17 protein-coding genes and 1 pseudogene are annotated in these 16,923 nt (G+C 70.8%); 12 read left to right on the top strand and 6 right to left on the bottom strand.

The window, feature by feature from the left end:
• Positions 1–3: 3 nt before the first annotated feature.
• Complete coding sequence (locus tag IC63_RS09590) at positions 4–309, bottom strand: DUF6476 family protein (RefSeq protein WP_036719550.1); 306 nt, start codon at positions 307–309, stop codon at positions 4–6.
• Here IC63_RS09590 and IC63_RS09585 point away from each other — a divergent pair.
• Positions 308–1,369, top strand: a complete 1,062-nt coding sequence (locus tag IC63_RS09585; RefSeq protein WP_052042077.1) for an RluA family pseudouridine synthase — start codon at positions 308–310, stop codon at positions 1,367–1,369. The genes IC63_RS09590 and IC63_RS09585 overlap by 2 nt on opposite strands.
• A gap of 50 nt (positions 1,370–1,419) precedes the next feature.
• Positions 1,420–2,322, top strand: a complete 903-nt coding sequence (gene rpoH / locus IC63_RS09580) for an RNA polymerase sigma factor RpoH (RefSeq protein WP_036719548.1) — start codon at positions 1,420–1,422, stop codon at positions 2,320–2,322.
• A gap of 78 nt (positions 2,323–2,400) precedes the next feature.
• On the opposite strand, the gene IC63_RS09575 is transcribed toward rpoH, so the two are convergent.
• Positions 2,401–2,676, bottom strand: coding sequence for an accessory factor UbiK family protein (locus IC63_RS09575; RefSeq protein WP_036719546.1), 276 nt, complete (start codon positions 2,674–2,676; stop codon positions 2,401–2,403).
• Between the two features lie 162 nt (positions 2,677–2,838).
• Between IC63_RS09575 and lgt the strand changes: the two genes are divergently transcribed.
• The 3 genes from lgt to pgeF are packed head-to-tail and all read left to right on the top strand — an operon-like array spanning position 2,839 to position 5,556.
• Positions 2,839–3,708, top strand: a complete 870-nt coding sequence (gene lgt / locus IC63_RS09570) for a prolipoprotein diacylglyceryl transferase (RefSeq protein WP_036719545.1) — start codon at positions 2,839–2,841, stop codon at positions 3,706–3,708.
• A complete protein-coding gene (locus tag IC63_RS09565) occupies positions 3,705–4,808 on the top strand; it encodes a class I SAM-dependent methyltransferase (RefSeq protein ID WP_052042078.1) in 1,104 nt (367 codons plus the stop codon). The genes lgt and IC63_RS09565 overlap by 4 nt, the downstream gene beginning before the upstream one ends.
• 28 nt (positions 4,809–4,836) lie before the next feature.
• Positions 4,837–5,556, top strand: a complete 720-nt coding sequence (gene pgeF / locus IC63_RS09560) for a peptidoglycan editing factor PgeF (RefSeq protein ID WP_232222574.1) — start codon at positions 4,837–4,839, stop codon at positions 5,554–5,556.
• Here the strand turns inward: pgeF and IC63_RS09555 are convergent.
• Positions 5,546–6,037, bottom strand: a complete 492-nt coding sequence (locus tag IC63_RS09555; protein WP_036719543.1) for an Lrp/AsnC family transcriptional regulator — start codon at positions 6,035–6,037, stop codon at positions 5,546–5,548. The genes pgeF and IC63_RS09555 overlap by 11 nt on opposite strands.
• 174 nt (positions 6,038–6,211) lie before the next feature.
• Here IC63_RS09555 and trxB point away from each other — a divergent pair, with 174 nt between their 5' ends.
• The 4 genes from trxB (at position 6,212) to IC63_RS09535 (ending at position 11,266) form a co-directional block, all read left to right on the top strand.
• A complete protein-coding gene (gene trxB, locus IC63_RS09550; RefSeq protein ID WP_052042076.1) occupies positions 6,212–7,222 on the top strand; it encodes a thioredoxin-disulfide reductase in 1,011 nt (336 codons plus the stop codon).
• Positions 7,223–7,439: 217 nt separating this feature from the next.
• A complete protein-coding gene (locus IC63_RS09545; RefSeq protein WP_036719541.1) occupies positions 7,440–9,149 on the top strand; it encodes a bifunctional sulfate adenylyltransferase/adenylylsulfate kinase in 1,710 nt (569 codons plus the stop codon).
• Between the two features lie 375 nt (positions 9,150–9,524).
• Positions 9,525–10,307, top strand: a complete 783-nt coding sequence (locus tag IC63_RS09540; protein ID WP_036719538.1) for a hypothetical protein — start codon at positions 9,525–9,527, stop codon at positions 10,305–10,307.
• Entirely contained in the window at positions 10,304–11,266 is a 963-nt protein-coding gene (locus tag IC63_RS09535) for a glycosyltransferase family 8 protein (protein WP_036719535.1), read from the top strand. The genes IC63_RS09540 and IC63_RS09535 overlap by 4 nt, the downstream gene beginning before the upstream one ends.
• Here IC63_RS09535 and IC63_RS09530 read toward each other — a convergent pair.
• Positions 11,263–11,490, bottom strand: coding sequence for a DUF1150 family protein (locus IC63_RS09530; RefSeq protein WP_036719533.1), 228 nt, complete (start codon positions 11,488–11,490; stop codon positions 11,263–11,265). The two genes, IC63_RS09535 and IC63_RS09530, sit on opposite strands and share 4 nt — an antisense overlap.
• Before the next feature lie 11 nt (positions 11,491–11,501).
• Entirely contained in the window at positions 11,502–11,912 is a 411-nt protein-coding gene (locus tag IC63_RS09525) for an Hsp20 family protein (RefSeq protein WP_036719531.1), read from the bottom strand.
• A gap of 204 nt (positions 11,913–12,116) precedes the next feature.
• Between IC63_RS09525 and IC63_RS09520 the strand changes: the two genes are divergently transcribed.
• Complete coding sequence (locus tag IC63_RS09520) at positions 12,117–12,335, top strand: YdcH family protein (protein WP_036719528.1); 219 nt, start codon at positions 12,117–12,119, stop codon at positions 12,333–12,335.
• Positions 12,336–12,451: 116 nt separating this feature from the next.
• A complete protein-coding gene (locus IC63_RS09515) occupies positions 12,452–13,735 on the top strand; it encodes an O-acetylhomoserine aminocarboxypropyltransferase/cysteine synthase family protein (RefSeq protein ID WP_036719525.1) in 1,284 nt (427 codons plus the stop codon).
• A gap of 106 nt (positions 13,736–13,841) precedes the next feature.
• Here the strand turns inward: IC63_RS09515 and IC63_RS09510 are convergent, their stop codons facing one another.
• Complete coding sequence (locus IC63_RS09510; RefSeq protein ID WP_052042075.1) at positions 13,842–14,891, bottom strand: SIMPL domain-containing protein; 1,050 nt, start codon at positions 14,889–14,891, stop codon at positions 13,842–13,844.
• Between the two features lie 228 nt (positions 14,892–15,119).
• Here IC63_RS09510 and IC63_RS09505 point away from each other — a divergent pair.
• Positions 15,120–16,923 (top strand): annotated as a pseudogene (locus IC63_RS09505) (hypothetical protein); the annotation flags it as partial.

Raw genomic sequence — 16,923 nt, 5'->3', positions numbered from 1 at the left:
GCCTCAGTCCACCGCGGTGCGGTCCTTCAGTCGGCCGGCGCGGTCATAGACCAGCACCTCGCCCGCCTCGGTCACCACCACGGTCCAGTCGCGCGCAAAGGTCACCGCGACGGCGCGGGCACCGGCGGGCAGGGCGATCTCGGCCGGCAGGTCCGGCAGCGGCGGCTGCGACAGACGCAGCCACAGGATCGCCACCAGCGCCACGATCCCCAGCCCCATCGCCAGCGCCAGTCCCGTCACCACGCGGCGCAGCCAGGCGAGTTCGGGCACTTTCGCCTGTTCGTCCGCTCGCCTATCATCGCGCGCCATGCCCGACCTCATCATCACCCTTGCCGCCGACGCCGGCGATCCGGCCAGCCTCGATCGCGTTGATAAGGCGCTGGCCGCCGCCGCGCCAGCCGAGGCGTCGCTGTCGCGGTCGCGGCTGGCGAAGCTGATCGCGCAGGGCGCGGTGACCGGGCCCGCGGGGCCGCTGACCGACGTCAAGGCGCGGGCGCTGCCGGGCGCCTATGTGGTGTCCCTGGGCGAGCCGCAGCCGATCGAGGCGCAGCCGCAGCCGATCGCCCTCGTCATCCCCTACGAGGATGAGGACCTGATCGTCATCGACAAGCCCGCCGGCATGGTGGTCCACCCCGCCCCAGGCACGCCGGACGGCACGCTGGTCAACGCGCTGCTGGCCCATTGCGGCGACAGCCTGTCGGGAATCGGCGGCGCGGCGCGGCCGGGCATCGTGCACCGCATCGACAAGGACACCTCGGGCCTGCTGGTCGTCGCCAAGACCGACCGCGCCCACCACGCGCTCGCCCGCCAGTTCGAGGATCACTCGGCCGCGCGCCGCTATCTGGCGCTCGCGCATGGCACCATCGACGCGGCGGATCCGCGGCTGCGCGGTGTCCCGGGCGTCAGCTTCGAACCCGGCGGCGTGCTGAAGATCGCCACAAGGCTCGCCCGCCACCCGACCGACCGCCAGCGCCAGGCGGTCCACGCCGAGCGCGGCCGCCATGCGGTGACCCGGGCGGTCATGCTGGAAAGCTTCGGCGCGCCGCCCGCGGCGATGCTGGTCGCGTGCCGGCTGGAAACCGGCCGCACCCACCAGATCCGCGTCCACCTGGCCCATTGCGGGCTGGGGCTGATCGGCGATCCGGTCTATGGCGGCGCGCGCAAGGCCTCGACGCGGGCGCTGGGTCCGGCGGCCGACGCGGTGGCGGCGTTCCCGCGCCAGGCGCTGCACGCCGCGCATCTGGGCTTTGCCCATCCGGCGGACGGGCGCTGGCTCGCCTTCGACAGCCCCTTGCCCGCCGACATGGCCGAGTTGCTGGCCAGCCTGCGGGGAACTGCGGCGACCGGGGTGGCGTTTCCTGACCATTAGGGTCGGGTGCGCTAAGATCGCCTCGTTACCGTTATTTCTCAGGACGTCCGATGGCCAGCTATACCAATCTTCCCGCCCCCAGCCCCGAACAGGGGATGAACCGTTATCTTCAGGAAATCCGCAAGTTTCCGCTGCTGGAACCTGAAGAGGAATACATGCTGGCCAAGGCATGGGTGGACCATCAGGACAGCGAATCCGCCCACAAGCTGGTCACCAGCCACCTGCGGCTCGCGGCCAAGATCGCAATGGGGTATCGCGGCTATGGCCTGCCCCAGGCCGAGGTGATCTCGGAAGCGAATGTGGGGCTGATGCAGGCGGTCAAGCGGTTCGACCCGGAAAAGGGCTTCCGGCTGGCGACCTATGCGATGTGGTGGATTCGGGCCTCAATCCAGGAATACATCCTGCGGTCGTGGAGCCTGGTGAAGATGGGCACCACCTCGGCGCAGAAGAAGCTGTTCTTCAACCTGCGCAAGGCCAAGTCCAAGCTGGGCGCGCTGGAAGAAGGCGACCTGCGCCCGGAAAACGTGGCAAAGATCGCGCACGACCTGAACGTGACCGAGCAGGAGGTGGTCGACATGAACCGCCGCCTGTCGGGCGGCGACGCCTCGCTGAACGCGACGGTCGGGTCGGCGGACGGCGATTCCACCGCGCAATGGCAGGACTGGCTGGAAGACCAGGATGCCAACCAGGCCGAGGCGTTTGCCGAGGCCGATGAACTGGACCAACGCCGCTCGATGCTGACCGCCGCGATGGACGTGTTGAACGACCGCGAGAAGGACATCCTGACCGAACGCCGGCTGCGCGACGACCCGATCACCTTGGAAGAGCTGGCTACCCGCTATAATGTCTCGCGCGAGCGGATCCGGCAGATCGAGGTCCGCGCCTTCGAAAAGCTGCAGGAACGGATGCGCCGCATGGCAAGCGAGCGCGGGATGGAGACGGGCGAGGCCTGAGGGTCTCGCCGCCGGCCTCGCCGCGATGACGAAAAACAGCCGCCGCGCCAATGGGCCGGCGGCTGTTTCATGGCAGGGTCAGCCCTGCGGGTCGTTCCGGACGCCGCTGGCGCGCAGGCCGTCGATCATCGCGCGCAGCTCGGCATTTTCGGTCCGCGCCTTGATCGCCATCTCGCGCACGGCCTCGAATTCCTCGCGGGTGACAAAGTTGCGGTCGGCGAGCCAGCGATCGACCCAGCCCTTCATCGCCGTTTCGGCCTCGTCCTTGGCGCCCTGCGCCACGCCCATCGCGTTGGTCATCAGCCGCGACATGTCGTCGAAAAAGCGGTTCTGGCCCGATTTCGGTTCGTTCATCCTGGCAGTCCTCAATGCTGTCGCGCGCCCGCCTGTGCCGGGCTCGTCCGGCCTGCAATATGGGCCCGCCCGCGCGCAGGTTCAATGCGACGCCGCGGGCTGCGCGGTTGACAGCCCGGCCGCGCCCGGCCAAGCAGCGGGCCAGCCAACGCCCGAGGCCCCATGATCCCGTTTCCCGACATCTCGCCCGAGATTTTCACGATCACGCTGGCCGGGCGCGAGTTTTCGCTGCGCTGGTACGCGATGGCCTATCTGGTCGGCCTGCTGCTAGGCTGGCGGATCATCGTGGCGCTGATGCGGCGGCCCGGCCTGTGGGGCGGCACGGCGCCAATGCCGCCGGCCAGGGTTGAAGAGCTGTTGACCTGGATCGTCGCCGGGGTCATCATCGGCGGCCGGCTGGGCTTCGTGCTGTTCTATGAACCGGCGCTGTATCTCGCCCACCCGGCCGAGATCGTGAAGGTCTGGCAGGGCGGCATGTCCTTTCACGGCGGCTTCCTGGGGGTGGTGATCGCGGCGTGGCTGTATGCCCGCCGGAACCGGATCGCGCCGCTGCATCTGGCCGACGCGCTTGCCGTGGCGGCGCCGGCGGGGCTGCTGCTGGGGCGGATCGCCAACTTCATCAACGCCGAGCTGTGGGGCCGCCCCACCACCGCGCCTTGGGGGGTGATCTTCCCCGGCGAGGCCGCGCAGAACTGCCCAGGCATCACCGGCCCCTGCGCGCGCCACCCCAGCCAGCTTTACGAGGCGGGGCTCGAGGGGCTGCTGCTGGGGCTGGTCCTGCTGCTGCTGGTCCGGGCCGGCGGGCTGCGCCGGCCGGGCCTCGCGCTGGGGGTGTTCCTGGCCGGATACGGCCTGGCGCGCTTCGTCGTCGAGTTCTTCCGCCAGGCCGACGCCCAGTTCGTCACGGCCGCGAACCCGTGGGGCCACGTCCTGGGCGGCCCGGTCTGGGGGATCACGATGGGCCAGCTGCTGTCCCTGCCGATGGTGGCGATCGGGCTGGGCTTCGTGCTGTGGGCGCTCCGGCGCCGATGAGCGGCGACAACCCTCTGGCCGACATCATCGCGGCGCGCATCGCGCGCGAGGGGCCGATGCGGCTGGACGACTATATGCGGCTGTGCCTGCTGCACCCCAAGCACGGCTATTATTCCACCCGCGATCCCTTCGGCGCGCGGGGCGACTTCACCACCGCGCCGGAAATCAGCCAGATGTTCGGCGAGATCGTCGGGCTGGCGCTGGCGCAGGCGTGGCTGGACCAGGGCGCGCCGGCGCCGTTCACGCTGGCCGAACTCGGGCCGGGGCGCGGCACGCTGATGGCCGACATCCTGCGCGCGACGGCCGGCGTGACGGGGTTTCGCGCGGCCGCCCGGGTCGTGCTGGTCGAGGCCTCGCCGCATCTGCGCGCGGTCCAGCGGGGCCTGCTGGGCGACATCTCCCACCTGGCCCAGGCCGCCGACCTGCCCGAGGCGCCGCTGTTCCTGATCGCCAACGAGTTCTTCGACGCGCTGCCGATCCGGCAAATGCAGCGGGTCGAGGGCGGCTGGGCGGAACGGATGGTCACCGTTACCCAAGGCGGCCTTGGCCTTGCGCTCGCGCCGCCGGTCGCGCTGCCCCGGCCCGGCGCCCTGGGCGAGGTCTGGGAAATCTGCGCCGAGGCGATCCCCGTCGTCACCGCGATCGCCGGCCGCATCGCGCGCCACGGCGGGGCGGCGGTCCTGATCGACTATGGCACCTGGGACGGCGGGGGGGACAGCCTGCAGGCGCTGCACGCGCACCGGCCTTGTGGCATCTTCGACAGGCCTGGGCAGTCCGACCTGACCGCGCATGTGGATTTCGCGCCGCTGGCCGGGGCGGCGATCAAGGCGGGGGCGGCGGCGTCGCATCCGGTTCCGCAGGGCGACTGGCTGCTGCAGCTGGGCATCGCGCAGCGGGCCGAGCGGCTGGCCGCCGCCGGGGATACGGGGGCGCGGGCGGCGCTTGACCGCTTGACCGCGCCCGCCGCAATGGGACAGTTGTTCAAGGCGATGGCGCTGTTTCCGCGCCGTGCCCCGCCGCCGCCCGGATTCGCGCCGCTGCCGATCCGGGGTCCCGCCCCTGAGGCCTATTCCGCCAACAGCCCCGCCGACGACGCTTGAGATCCTGACCCACCCCAGCCTTGCGCCGTTGCGCCACGGGTTCTTCACCCGCAAGGGCGGGGCGTCGTCGGGGCTGTTCTCGGGGCTGAATTGCGGCCGCGGCTCGTCCGACCAGCAGGCGATCGTGGCGATCAACCGCGCCCGCGTCGCCGCCGCGATGGGGGTCGGGCCCGACCGTCTGGCGACCGTCCACCAGACCCACTCCGACAAGGTCGTCACGCTGCGGCAGGACGACGATCCCGCGGCGCTGGCCGTGACCGAGGCCGACGGCATCGTCACCGCCACCCCCGGCATCGCCGTCGCCGTCCTGACCGCCGACTGCCAGCCGGTGCTGTTCGCCGATCCCGAGGCCGGCGTGATCGGCGCCGCCCATGCCGGCTGGAAGGGGGCGCTGGGCGGCATCCTCGATGCCACCGTCGCCGCGATGCGCGCCGCCGGCGCGGAAAACATCCGCGCCGTGATCGGCCCCTGCATCAGCCAGCGCGCCTACGAGGTCGGCGAGGACTTCATGGACCGCTTCACCGCCGAGGATGAAAGCCACGAGCGTTTCTTCTCGGGCGGTCCCAACGGGCGGCCGATGTTCAACCTGCCGGGCTTCGGGCTGGCGCGGCTGCGCGATCTGGGGGTCGATGCCGACTGGATCGGGCATTGCACCTATGGCGACCCGGCCCGGTTCTTCAGCTATCGCCGCGCCACCCACGAGGGCGCGGCGGATTACGGCCGGCTGATCTCGGCGATCACGCTTTAGCCGGGGCGTCGATCTCGAACGGGACGCCGGGCTCGTCCTTGGCGCAGCGGATGACGAGGCTGGTCTTGACGCTGGCCACGTTCTCGGCCGCCGTCAGTTCCTGCGTGAGGAAGCGCTGGAAGGTCGGCAGGTCGGGGGCCACGCATTTCAGGATGAAGTCGATCTCGCCGTTCAGCATGTGACATTCGCGGACCAGCGCCCAGCCGCGGGCGCGGGTCTCGAAGGCCGACAGGTCGCGCTCGGACTGGCTGTGCAGGCGGACCATGGCAAACACCTGGACCTCGAACCCCATCTCGCGCGGGTCGATCTCGGCGTGATAGCCGCGGATATAGCCGTGCTCCTCGAGCGTGCGGACGCGGCGCAGGCAGGGGGGCGCGGATATCCCCACCCGCCGGGCGAGTTCGACATTCGTCATCCGCCCGTCGGCCTGCAGTTCCGCAAGGATATGGCGGTCGATGTCGTCAAGCCTGGCGCCGGCCATGCTGATCCTCGCGGCTGGGAAATCGACGCTTCATTATCTTTCGGACCGCCGGGGCGCAAGAATGTTCCACGACGCCGCGATCATGCGCCGTCCGTCGACCGGGCCGATCAGACGAGTTGAACCCCGGACCGGCGGCCATTAGGTCTGCCTCTGCACATACAGGGAACTCGCGCCATGACCGACACCGCTGCCTCTGCCGCCCCGATCCAGCCCCATCAGCGGCTGGTCATCATCGGCTCGGGTCCGGCGGGCTATACCGCGGCGGTCTATGCGGCCCGGGCGATGCTGGCGCCGGTGCTGATCCAGGGGATGCAGCCGGGCGGCCAGCTGACCATCACCACCGAGGTCGAGAACTGGCCCGGCGACACCCAGGTCATGGGGCCGGACCTGATGGTGCGGATGGAAACCCACGCCCGCGAGATGGGCGCCCGGATCGTCACCGACACGGTCACGCGGCTGGACCTGTCGCAGCGGCCGTTCGTGCTGGAATGTGACTCGGGCCTGCGGCTGACCGCCGACGCCGTGATCCTGGCGACCGGGGCGCAGGCGCGCTGGCTGGGCCTGCCGTCCGAGGAGCGGTTCAAGGGCTTCGGCGTCAGCGCCTGCGCAACCTGCGACGGCTTCTTCTATCGCGGCCGCGAGGTGATCGTCGTGGGCGGCGGCAACACCGCCGTGGAAGAGGCGCTGTTCCTGACCAACTTCGCCAGCAAGGTGACGCTGGTCCACCGCCGCGACAGCCTGCGCGCCGAACGGATCATGCAGGACCGGCTGTTCAAACATCCCAAGATCGAGGTGATCTGGAACGCCGAGATCGCCGAGATCACCGGCACCGAAAACCCCCTGGGCGTCACCGGGGCGTTGCTGCGGTCCACCGTGGACGGGACGACGCGCACGGTCGCCGCCGATGGCGTCTTCGTGGCCATCGGCCATTCGCCCTCGTCCGAGCTGGTCAAGGATCAGCTGACGCTGAAGCACGGCGGCTATGTCGCGGTGGAACCGGGCAGCACCCGCACCTCGGTCCCCGGGGTCTTCGCCGCGGGCGACCTGACCGACGACGTCTATCGTCAGGCGGTCACGAGCGCCGGCATGGGGTGCATGGCGGCGCTGGACGCCGAACACTGGCTGGCCGCGCAGGGCGAGGCCGAACGCGCCACCACCCCCGCCGCCGCGACCGAGCTGGCCTGACACCGGCCTCGGGGGTGGCGCGGCCCCGTTGGCGCGGGGTTCCGGGCGCCCCGGCTGGTGACCCGCCACACCCAGAACGCCCCCTGCCATGCACGGGGCGAAACCCTGCTTTTCACATAAGCTTCGGTTGCAGATCGCAGGCTTGGCCGCTAAGGGGGCGGCGCACGCCGCGGAGCCGCCCGGTGGTGCGATGTTGTCACCAGAGCCGAGTGTGCAGATGAGTCAGCCGAACCTTGCGCCGATCCCCGAACTTTATGTCAACGCCGATTCGGCCCAGAAGCTCAAGGCCGATGCCGGCGACATGCTGTCCTGGGACCTGTCGGCGCGCCAGCTGTGCGACCTGGAACTTCTGATGAATGGCGGGTTCTACCCGCTGAAGGGCTTCCTGACCCAGACCGATTATGACGGCGTCGTGGACAACATGCGCCTGACCTCGGGCGATCTGTGGCCGATGCCGATCACCCTGGATGTCAGCCAGGACTTCGCCGACAAGATCGAGCCCGGCACCGACATCGCGCTGCGCGACCAGGAAGGCGTGATCCTCGCCATCCTGTCGGTCACCGACAAATGGAGCCCGGACAAGAAGCGAGAGGCCGAAAAGGTCTTTGGCGCCGACGACCTGGCCCACCCGGCCGTGAACTACCTGCACAACGTCGCCGGCCCCGTCTATCTGGGCGGCCCGATCACCGGCATCCAGCCGCCGACGCATTACGATTTCCGCGCCCGCCGCGATACGCCCAACGAGCTGCGCGCCTTCTTCCGCAAGATGGGCTGGCGCCGCATCGTCGCCTTCCAGACCCGCAACCCGCTGCACCGCGCGCACCAGGAACTGACCTTCCGCGCCGCCCGCGAGGCGCAGGCCAACCTGCTGATCCACCCGGTCGTCGGCATGACCAAGCCGGGCGACGTGGACCACTTCACCCGCGTCCGCTGCTACGAGGCGGTGCTGGACAAGTATCCTCAGGCGACCACGCACCTGTCGCTGCTGAACCTTGCCATGCGCATGGCCGGCCCGCGCGAGGCGGTGTGGCACGGGATCATCCGCCGCAATCACGGCCTGACCCACATGATCGTCGGCCGCGACCACGCCGGCCCCGGCAAGAACAGCCAGGGCCAGGATTTCTACGACCCCTATGCCGCGCAGGAGCTGTTCCGCGAGCATCAGGCCGACATCGGCGTCGAGATGGTCGACTTCAAGCAGATGGTCTACGTGCAGGAGCGTGCCCAGTACGAGCCCCGCGACGAGGTCGAAGAGGGCGCGACCATCCTCGACATCTCCGGCACCGAACTGCGCCGCCGCCTGCGCGAGGGGCTCGACATCCCCGAGTGGTTCTCGTTCCCCGAGGTGGTGACGCAGCTGCGCCGCACCTCGCCGCCGCGTGACAAGCAGGGCTTCACGGTGTTCTTCACCGGCCTCAGCGGGTCGGGCAAGTCCACCATCGCCAACGCGCTGATGGTCAAGCTGATGGAGATGGGCGGCCGCCCGGTCACGCTGCTGGACGGCGACGTGGTCCGCAAGCACCTGTCGTCCGAGCTGGGGTTCAGCAAGGAACACCGCGACATCAACATCAAGCGCATCGGCTATGTCGCGTCCGAGATCACCAAGAACGGCGGCATCGCCATCTGCGCCCCCATCGCGCCCTATACCGCGACCCGCCGGGCCGTGCGCGAGATGGTCGAGGCGTTCGGCGCCTTCATCGAGGTCCACGTCGCGACCTCGGTCGAGGAATGCGAACGCCGCGACCGCAAGGGGCTGTACAAGCTCGCGCGCGAGGGAAAGATCAAGGAATTCACCGGCATCTCGGACCCCTATGAAATCCCGGAAAACCCCGAGCTGCGGGTCCAGACTGAAGGGGTGGACGTCGATTACGCCGCCCAGCAGGTGCTGCTGAAGCTGGAACAGATGGGCCTCATCGGCCTGTCGTAAGACGCCGCTTCGGCGACTTTGGAAACCCCCGGCCCCCTGGCCCGGGGGTTTTTTTTGGGCAACATCAAACTGCATAAAATTTGATTCATTATTCCCCGGGAGGGCTTGACCAAGGACGCCCTTTTGTCTGGAAATTTCAGCCGGTGCCGGTATCTTTGTCGCCGTCGCCGAGACGAAGCCGGCCGGCAAGCCCAAGCGAGCGCGCAGCAAGACCCCCGCCGCCCGGACCAAGGCGGCAAAGACGGCCGCGTCGCGCCGCGCCGGCGCCTCGGCCGCCGTCAGCGCCGGATAGGGCCGCCTCCACGCTCCCGGTTTGCCTTTTGCCGCCCGGCCGACGTATGTCGGCGCCGAGGTAAGCGGCTGACCGGAGGCCCGATGACCGACCCCGTCCTGATCCTGACCATGAAATGGGGCACGCTGTACGGCCCCGAGGACGTGAACCGGCTGGCCCGGCAGGTCCGGCGCCACCTGCGCCGTCCGCATCGGTTCATCTGCTTCACCGACGATGGCGCCGGCATCGGCGAGGGGGTCGAGACGAGGCCCTTGCCCGAACTGCGCCTTCCCGACGGCAGCGGCGACACCCGCTGGCGCAAGCTGGCGCTGTTCAACCCGGACCTCGGCGGTTTCGGGGGCGCGACCGCGCTGTTCCTGGACCTCGACCTGATCGTCGTGGACGACCTGGCGCCGTTCTTCGACTTGGGCGGAGATTTCCTCATCCTCCGCGACGACGACCTGTTCCGGCCCAAGCCGCTGCGCCGGGTTGCGCCGGCCCGCGACCGCTTCCTGCACATGGTCGGCAACACCTCGGTCTTCCGCTATCGCATCGGCGCCCATTCCGAGATCGTCGAGACCTATCTCGCCGACCCCAGGGCCGCCGCCGCGCGCTATGAACATGAACAGCAGATGGTCAGCGACATCCTCGACGGCCAAGGCCTTCTGGCTTACTGGCCGCGCGGCTGGTGCGTCAGCTTCAAGAACGACTGCGTGGGGCGCGGGCTCGCCAGCTACCGCGCCGACCCGCGCTGTCCGCCCGGAGCAAGGATCGTGCTGTTCGCGGGCAGCCCCAAGATGGCCGAGGTGATGGCCGGCCGGGGCGGGCGCTGGTATCGCCGGATCGGCAATATCGACTGGCTGCGGCAGGCATGGAGCGCGCAATGAGCCTGCATCTCGTCACCGGGTCGGATGACAATTACGTGCCGGGCGTTCTCGTCCTGATCGCCTCGGCGGCGTTTCATACCCCCGGCCTCAGCGCGACCGTGCTGGACAACGGCATTTCGCCGGCGAACCGCGCCCGCATCGACGCGCTGGGCCCGCGGCTGGGGATCACGCTGCGCCGGATCGAGATCGACCCGGACGCCTTTGCCGCCCTGCCGGTGCGCCGCGGACACCTGACCCGCAGCACCTATCTGCGGCTGCTGATCCCCGACCTGCTGCCCGAGGCGGACCGGGTGGTCTACATGGACTGCGACATGGTGGTGACCGCCGATCTGGCGCCGCTGGCCACGCTCGACCTGGGCCGGGCGGTCGTCGCGGCGGTCCCAGACCCGGCGCCGGCCGCACCCGAACTCGCATCGACCCGCATCGCTCGGGGAGACTACGTCAATGCGGGGCTGCTGGTGATGAACCTTGCCGTCTGGCGGGCCGAGGATATCGTCGGGCGCTGCCGTGCGCTGTTGACCGACCCCGCCCGCCCGCTGCTGTCCGAGGACCAGTCGGCGCTGAACATCGCGGCTGCTGGCCGCATCCTGCCGCTGCCGTCCCGTTTCAACGTCTATGCCGACCCGGCGGCGTATCCGGACGCCACCGCCTGGCCGCAGGACCCGGCAGTGATCCACCACGTCGTCGGGCTCAAGCCCTGGATCGCGGCCGGGGTCGAGCTGGGCGGCATCTGGGACTGGCACGCCGCGCGCATCGGCGACCTGATGCCGCCCCGAGGCCCGGTCAAGGCGCGGCAAAGGCTGTCAGCCCTGAACCGGCAGCGCAAGCTGCTGGCCGGGCTGGCCGCCGGGCGGGGGAAATACCGCGCCCGCTGGCAGGTGCGCGCCGCGATGCGGCGCTTTGCGGCAAGCTATCTCGCGCGCCGGTCGCGGGCCCCGGGCACAGGCCGCGTGGGTTAGTGGACGCTGACCGGCGTCAGTTCGTTCTGGCGGGCCAGGAAGAACGCCAGCTGCCGGTCCCGGACCAACGCGAGGCGTTCGCCGTCGATGCCGTGCACGGCATAGAGCGATTCCAGCCCCGGCGCCTGCTGGCGGACCTCGTCGGGCAGGCTGTCCATTGCCACGCGGCGGACATAGACGACGTTGCCGTCGGCAACGTGGGGAAATTCGTGTTTCATGTTCATGGCGATCCCCTTTACTTTCGGCTGATCGGGATGGTCTTGACGATGGCCTGCGGCGCGACGCGACGCAGGTCGACATGCAGCAGCCCGTTTTCCATGGCAGCGGTCTCGACCTCGATCCCCTCGGCCAGCACGAAGCTGCGCTGAAAGGCGCGGGCGGCGATGCCGCGATGCAGGAACACCCGCTCGTCGGGTGCGTCGGACTGGCGGCCGCGGATGATCAGCTGCCGGTCCTCGACCGTCAGCGACAGCTCATCCTCGGCAAACCCGGCGACGGCGAGCGTGATGCGGAAGCCGTCCTGGCCAAGCTGCTCGATGTTGTAGGGCGGATAGCCCTCGGCCCCCTTGGCGGCACGCTCGGCCAGCCGCTCCAGCTGGTCGAAGCCCAGCAGATAGGGGTGGGTCCCCAGGGTCATCTTGGTCATGGGGCGTCCTCGGATCATCAAGCGACTGCATCGGCCGGGCCCCGTTCGCGGCGACCCGGTCCCGACAGATATGTGGTCGGCCCGCGCCCGTCGCAAGGTCCGAAAAACTTTCGCTTATCAATCGGGCGGGGGCCGCTGTATGGTGATCCCTGCCCGATTCCGCGGCGCCTGTGACCTCACTTCCAGCCCTCCGGTGCGACCCCGATGAATGCCCATCACGAGATGTCCCATGACGAGATCGCCCGCTCTCGGCTGGATGTGCTGCGCCGGCGCCACCGCGAGCTGGACGACGCGATCGCCGACATGGCAGCGGGCGGGGTTGTGTGCAGCTTCACGCTGGGGCGGCTGAAGAAGGAAAAGCTGGCGCTCAAGGACCAGATCGCGCGGCTGCAGGACGAGATCACGCCCGACATCATCGCGTAAGGCCGCCTCGACCACGCCCAGCGCCGCGCGCCATCCCGCGGACGCCACCGCAGGCGATTGTCAGCGTCCCGCCGCCGCCCTAGGCTCTCGCGGCGCAATTCCAGAAGGACTCCAGCATGACCGACGACCCCCGCCCGCAGGGCTTTGACACCATCGCCATCCATGCCGGGTCCCAGCCCGACCCCGCGACCGGCGCGCGGCAGGTGCCGATCTATCAGACCACCGCCTATCAGTTCCGCGATGCCGACCACGCCGCGGCGCTCTTCAACCTGCAGGAGGTCGGCTACATCTATTCGCGCCTGACCAACCCCACGGTCAGCGCGCTGCAGGAGCGGGTCGCGGCGCTCGAGGGCGGGGCAGGGGCGGTGGCCTGTTCCTCGGGCCACGCGGCGCAGATCATGGCGCTGTTCCCGCTGATGGGGCCGGGGCTGAACCTCGTCGCCTCGAACCGGCTGTATGGCGGGACGATCACCCAGTTCGGCCAGACCATCCGCCGCTTCGGCTGGTCCTGCCGCTTCGTCGATCTGGACGACACCGACGCGGTGCGCGCGGCCATCGACAAGGACACCCGGGCGATCTTTGCGGAATCGATCTCCAACCCCGGCGGCTATGTCACCGACATCCCGGCCATCGCCGCCATCGCCGACGAGGCGGGGATCCCGCTGATCATCGACAACACGCTTGCCTCGCCGGCGCTGTGCCGGCCGATTGAGCAGGGCGCGACGCTGGTGGTCCACAGCCTGACCAAGTACCTGACCGGCAATGGCACCGTGACCGGCGGCGCGGTGATCGACAGCGGCAGGTTCGACTGGAGCGCCTCGGACAAGTTCCCCTCGCTGTCGGCGCCCGAGCCCGCCTATCACGGGCTCAAGTTCCACGAGACCTTCGGCGCCGCGGCCTTCACCTTCCACGGCATCGCCATCGGGCTGCGCGACCTGGGCATGACCCTGAACCCGCAGGCGGCGCACTACACGCTGATGGGCATCGAGACGCTGGGTCTGCGGATGGAGCGTCACGTCAGGAACGCCGTCGAGGTGGCCTCGTGGCTCGAGGCCGACCCGCGGGTCGAGGCAGTCAGCTATGCCGGCCTGCCGTCCTCGCCTTATCACGACCGGGTGCGGCGGCTGTATCCCAAGGGTGCAGGGGCGCTGTTCACGATCCGGCTGAAGGGCGGCTACGACGCCTGCGTGCGGATGATCGGGGCGCTGAAGCTGATCTCGCACGTCGCCAATCTGGGCGACACGCGGACGCTGGCGATCCATTCGGCCTCGACCACCCACCGGCAGCTGACGGCCGAGCAGCAGGTCGCGGCGGGCGCCGGGCCGGACATGGTGCGGCTGTCGATCGGCATCGAGGACGCCGCCGACATCATCGCCGACCTGGACGCCGCGCTGGGCTGAACGGCCGCGGCCCGACCGGCGGAGGCCGGGTTTCGGGCGCGTGACGGTCGAGCAACGAACAAGGGGCGCCGGATCACGGCGCCCCTTTCCTCACTTGAGTCTGGGCTCAGTTGGCCGGCGTGGGCGCCGTGCCGCTTGCGTCGGGCGTCGCGCCAGCCGGAGCGGGCGCCGCCTCAGGCGTCGCATCCGGCGCCGCTCCCCCGCGCCCCTGCTGCATCTGGCGATGCATGTCGTCCATCCCGGGCTTCCCCATGTCTTGCATCGGTCCGCCGCCCATGTCGGGCATCCCCGCCCCGCCGGGCGGGACCAGCATCCAGGTCCCCACCACCTGCGCGGTCAGCTGCAGCTGCCCGGTCTCGACCGGAGTGGCCGCGCCATAGGCGCTGTCGCGCGCCATCGCCATCATCGGCACGGGACCGTTCTGCATGCCGCCCTCGGCCAGCGTCACCAGCGGCCCAAGCGCCATGCCGGCGGCAGCCGCCATCACCTCGGCGCGGCGGCGGGCATCGGTGACGGCGGCAGTGCGCGCCTCGTCCAGCGCGGCGCTGTCGTCCTCGCGCGAGAAGCTCACCCCCTGCACGTCGGTCGCGCCGGCCGCGACCATCGCGTCCAGCAGGGGCCCCAGCCGCGTCAGGTCGCGGACCCGGACGCTGACGATGTTCTGCGCCTGATAGCCGGTGATGGTCGGCGGCTTCCCTTCGGCCTGCGTCTGCACCGGATACAGGCTCAGCCCCTGGGTCTGCAGGTCCTCGGCCGCCACGCCCTGCGCCTTGAGCGCCTCGATCACCTGCGTCTGGCGCGCCGCGTTGTCGGCCATCGCCTGCGCCGCGGTGGGCGCCTGGGTGGTCACCCCCAGCCCCACGGTGGCGAGATCCGGGGCGACCGAGGCGCGACCCTCGCCCTGCGCCGTCACCTTCGCCGTCCCCGCATGCATCGGGCCGCCGGGGTGCATGTGCCCCGGACCCGGACCCGGCGGCGGCACCTGGGCTGCCGCCGGAGCGGCGGCCAACGCCAGCGCGACGCCCATCGCGGCGGTCGCGGCGCGCAGGGGCCGCTGCCCGGCGCGGGCGAACAGTGCCCCTGCGGGCAGGCCGGGCAGAAGCGGCAGAAGGACGGCCGGGCGAAGGACGGCGGGGCGAAGGGCGGGGGATGGCATGAACGCGTGCTCCTGTCGGCTGGCGCCGCGTCATGCGGCGCGAAGATGGTCCGGCGCGCCCATGAGGGCCCGGTCGCGCCACGAACGCAGAAACCGGCCGCATGGTCCCGTCACGAAACGGTGTTTCGCTTTGCTTGGGCAGAATCATGCGGTATCCATGGGGAGAGCAGCAACGGACCGGGTCGCGCATCAAACGACGAACCGGCCATCAAAAGAAAAGACCGGCCCATGAGCACGCGCCCCGCGCCCGAATACGCCCTGTCGTTCAGCAGCGATGCGGTCCACCTGATGGAACGCTCGACCGCCCCAAGCGCCGCAGCGGCGGCGCGATGGCGAGAACGCGCCTCGGCGCCGTTCGACGCGCCGGATTTCCGGTCGGAAATGGCCCGGCTGCGCAAGTTGGTCGCCAACGGGCCCGATGCGCGGGTGGCGTTGATCATCCCCGACGACCAGATCCTGTATACCTCGCTGCCGATGGCCGAAAGCGACGTCGCCACGGGGCTGGGGCAGGCGCTGGACGGGCTGACGCCCTATCCGGTGGCCGAACTCGCCTGGGACTGGCGCCAGGCCGGAGAGCGCGACGTCCGCGTCGCCGCCGTCGCCCGCCAGACCCTGCGCGAGGCCGAGGATTTCGCCCGCCGCCACGGCTTTGACGCCGACGGCTTCCTGGCCGACCCGGCCGAGGGCCTGTTCCCCGAGACGCCGCGCTTCGCGGACGCGCGGGCCGCGGCCCCGGCGGCGGCTGCCGTGATCGATACCGACCTGCCCGGCGAGGTCGCCGCAGAGGCTGTTGCCGTCGAGGAACCGGCCGAGGAACCGGCGGCTGCGGTCGCGCCGACGAGCGGTGCAGCAGCGGACGTCGAGTTCGGCGCCGGCGACCGCGTGGCAGACGCGGCGGAGGCCTCCGAGGCTGCAAGCGAGGCCGTCGCCTCCGAGATGAAGGCGCCGACGGCTGAGGCTTCGGGCGCTGGCCAGCCGACGCACATCGCACCGACCGCGCAAGGGGATGCCGGCAAGACGGCCGACGCGACCGCGGACCGCGAAGACGCCGATGGCGGGAATGCTGCGTCGCTGGCGACCCCGGCCGCGGACATCCCCGAAGCGGACACGGCCGAACCCCTCACCTCCGACGCGGCAGAAACCCGCGCGGCTGGCGCGGGGGCCGCGCCGGCCTCGGGGCCGGCAGCGGCGCCGGCCGACGAGGCGGCAGGGGGCCCGCCCGCGACCGCCGCCCCGGCGTCCGACCTTCCCGCCCCGGCGGCGCCCATCGCGACCCTCGCGACCGCTGTCGCCACTACCGCCGCCGCCGATCCGGCCCGGGCGGGCAAGAGCGTGACCGCCTTCCTCCCCGACGACCTGCCGCCCGCAGAACCGCACAAGACCGTGCCGGTGCCGGCGGCCCCGCCCTCGGAGCTGACCGACGCCAGCGACCGGCCGGCGCCGCCGCGCCCGCCCGCGCCCCTGTCGGATCGCGCCAAGGCCGTGCTGGAACGTGCCGCCGCGGCGCGCAGCGAGCGTGACGCCGAGATGCCCCCGCTCGCCGACCGCCACCCCGGCGCGCGCGGCGGCGTGGGCGGTCTGCTGGTGATGCTCGGCGCGCTGCTGCTGGGCCTGATGCTGATCTGGTCCTTCGTCACCCCCGACCCGCAGCCTGCAACCCCGTCCGGCGTCGTGGCCGGGACCGAGGCGGTGCCGGCCGCGCCCTCCACCGAGCGGACGACGGACGAGACCGCCCCGACGGTGCGGCCGGTCGTGACCCCGATCGCCAACCCAGCCAGCACCCCGGCGCCGACCTCTGCCGCCGCGCCCGTGGTTGCCACCACCGTTCCCGCCGATGATCCGGAGACCCCGGCGCCGGTCTCGCCCGCGCCGGTCCCCTCGGCGGCTGTCGCGACCTTCCCCGCTGTCACCGAGGCGCCCGCGACCCCGGTTCCCGCGGCTCCCGTGGCGCTGTCGCCCGCCGCATCGGCTCCCGTCATCGCGGCGGACGGCGCGGCGACCACCGGCCGCGTCCCGGTGAACGATCCGACGA

The organism is Paracoccus sphaerophysae, assembly GCF_000763805.1.
Classification (GTDB): domain Bacteria; phylum Pseudomonadota; class Alphaproteobacteria; order Rhodobacterales; family Rhodobacteraceae; genus Paracoccus; species Paracoccus sphaerophysae.
The sequence above is the reverse complement of the archived record's forward strand: the minus strand, read 5'-3'. Positions and strand labels throughout refer to the sequence as shown.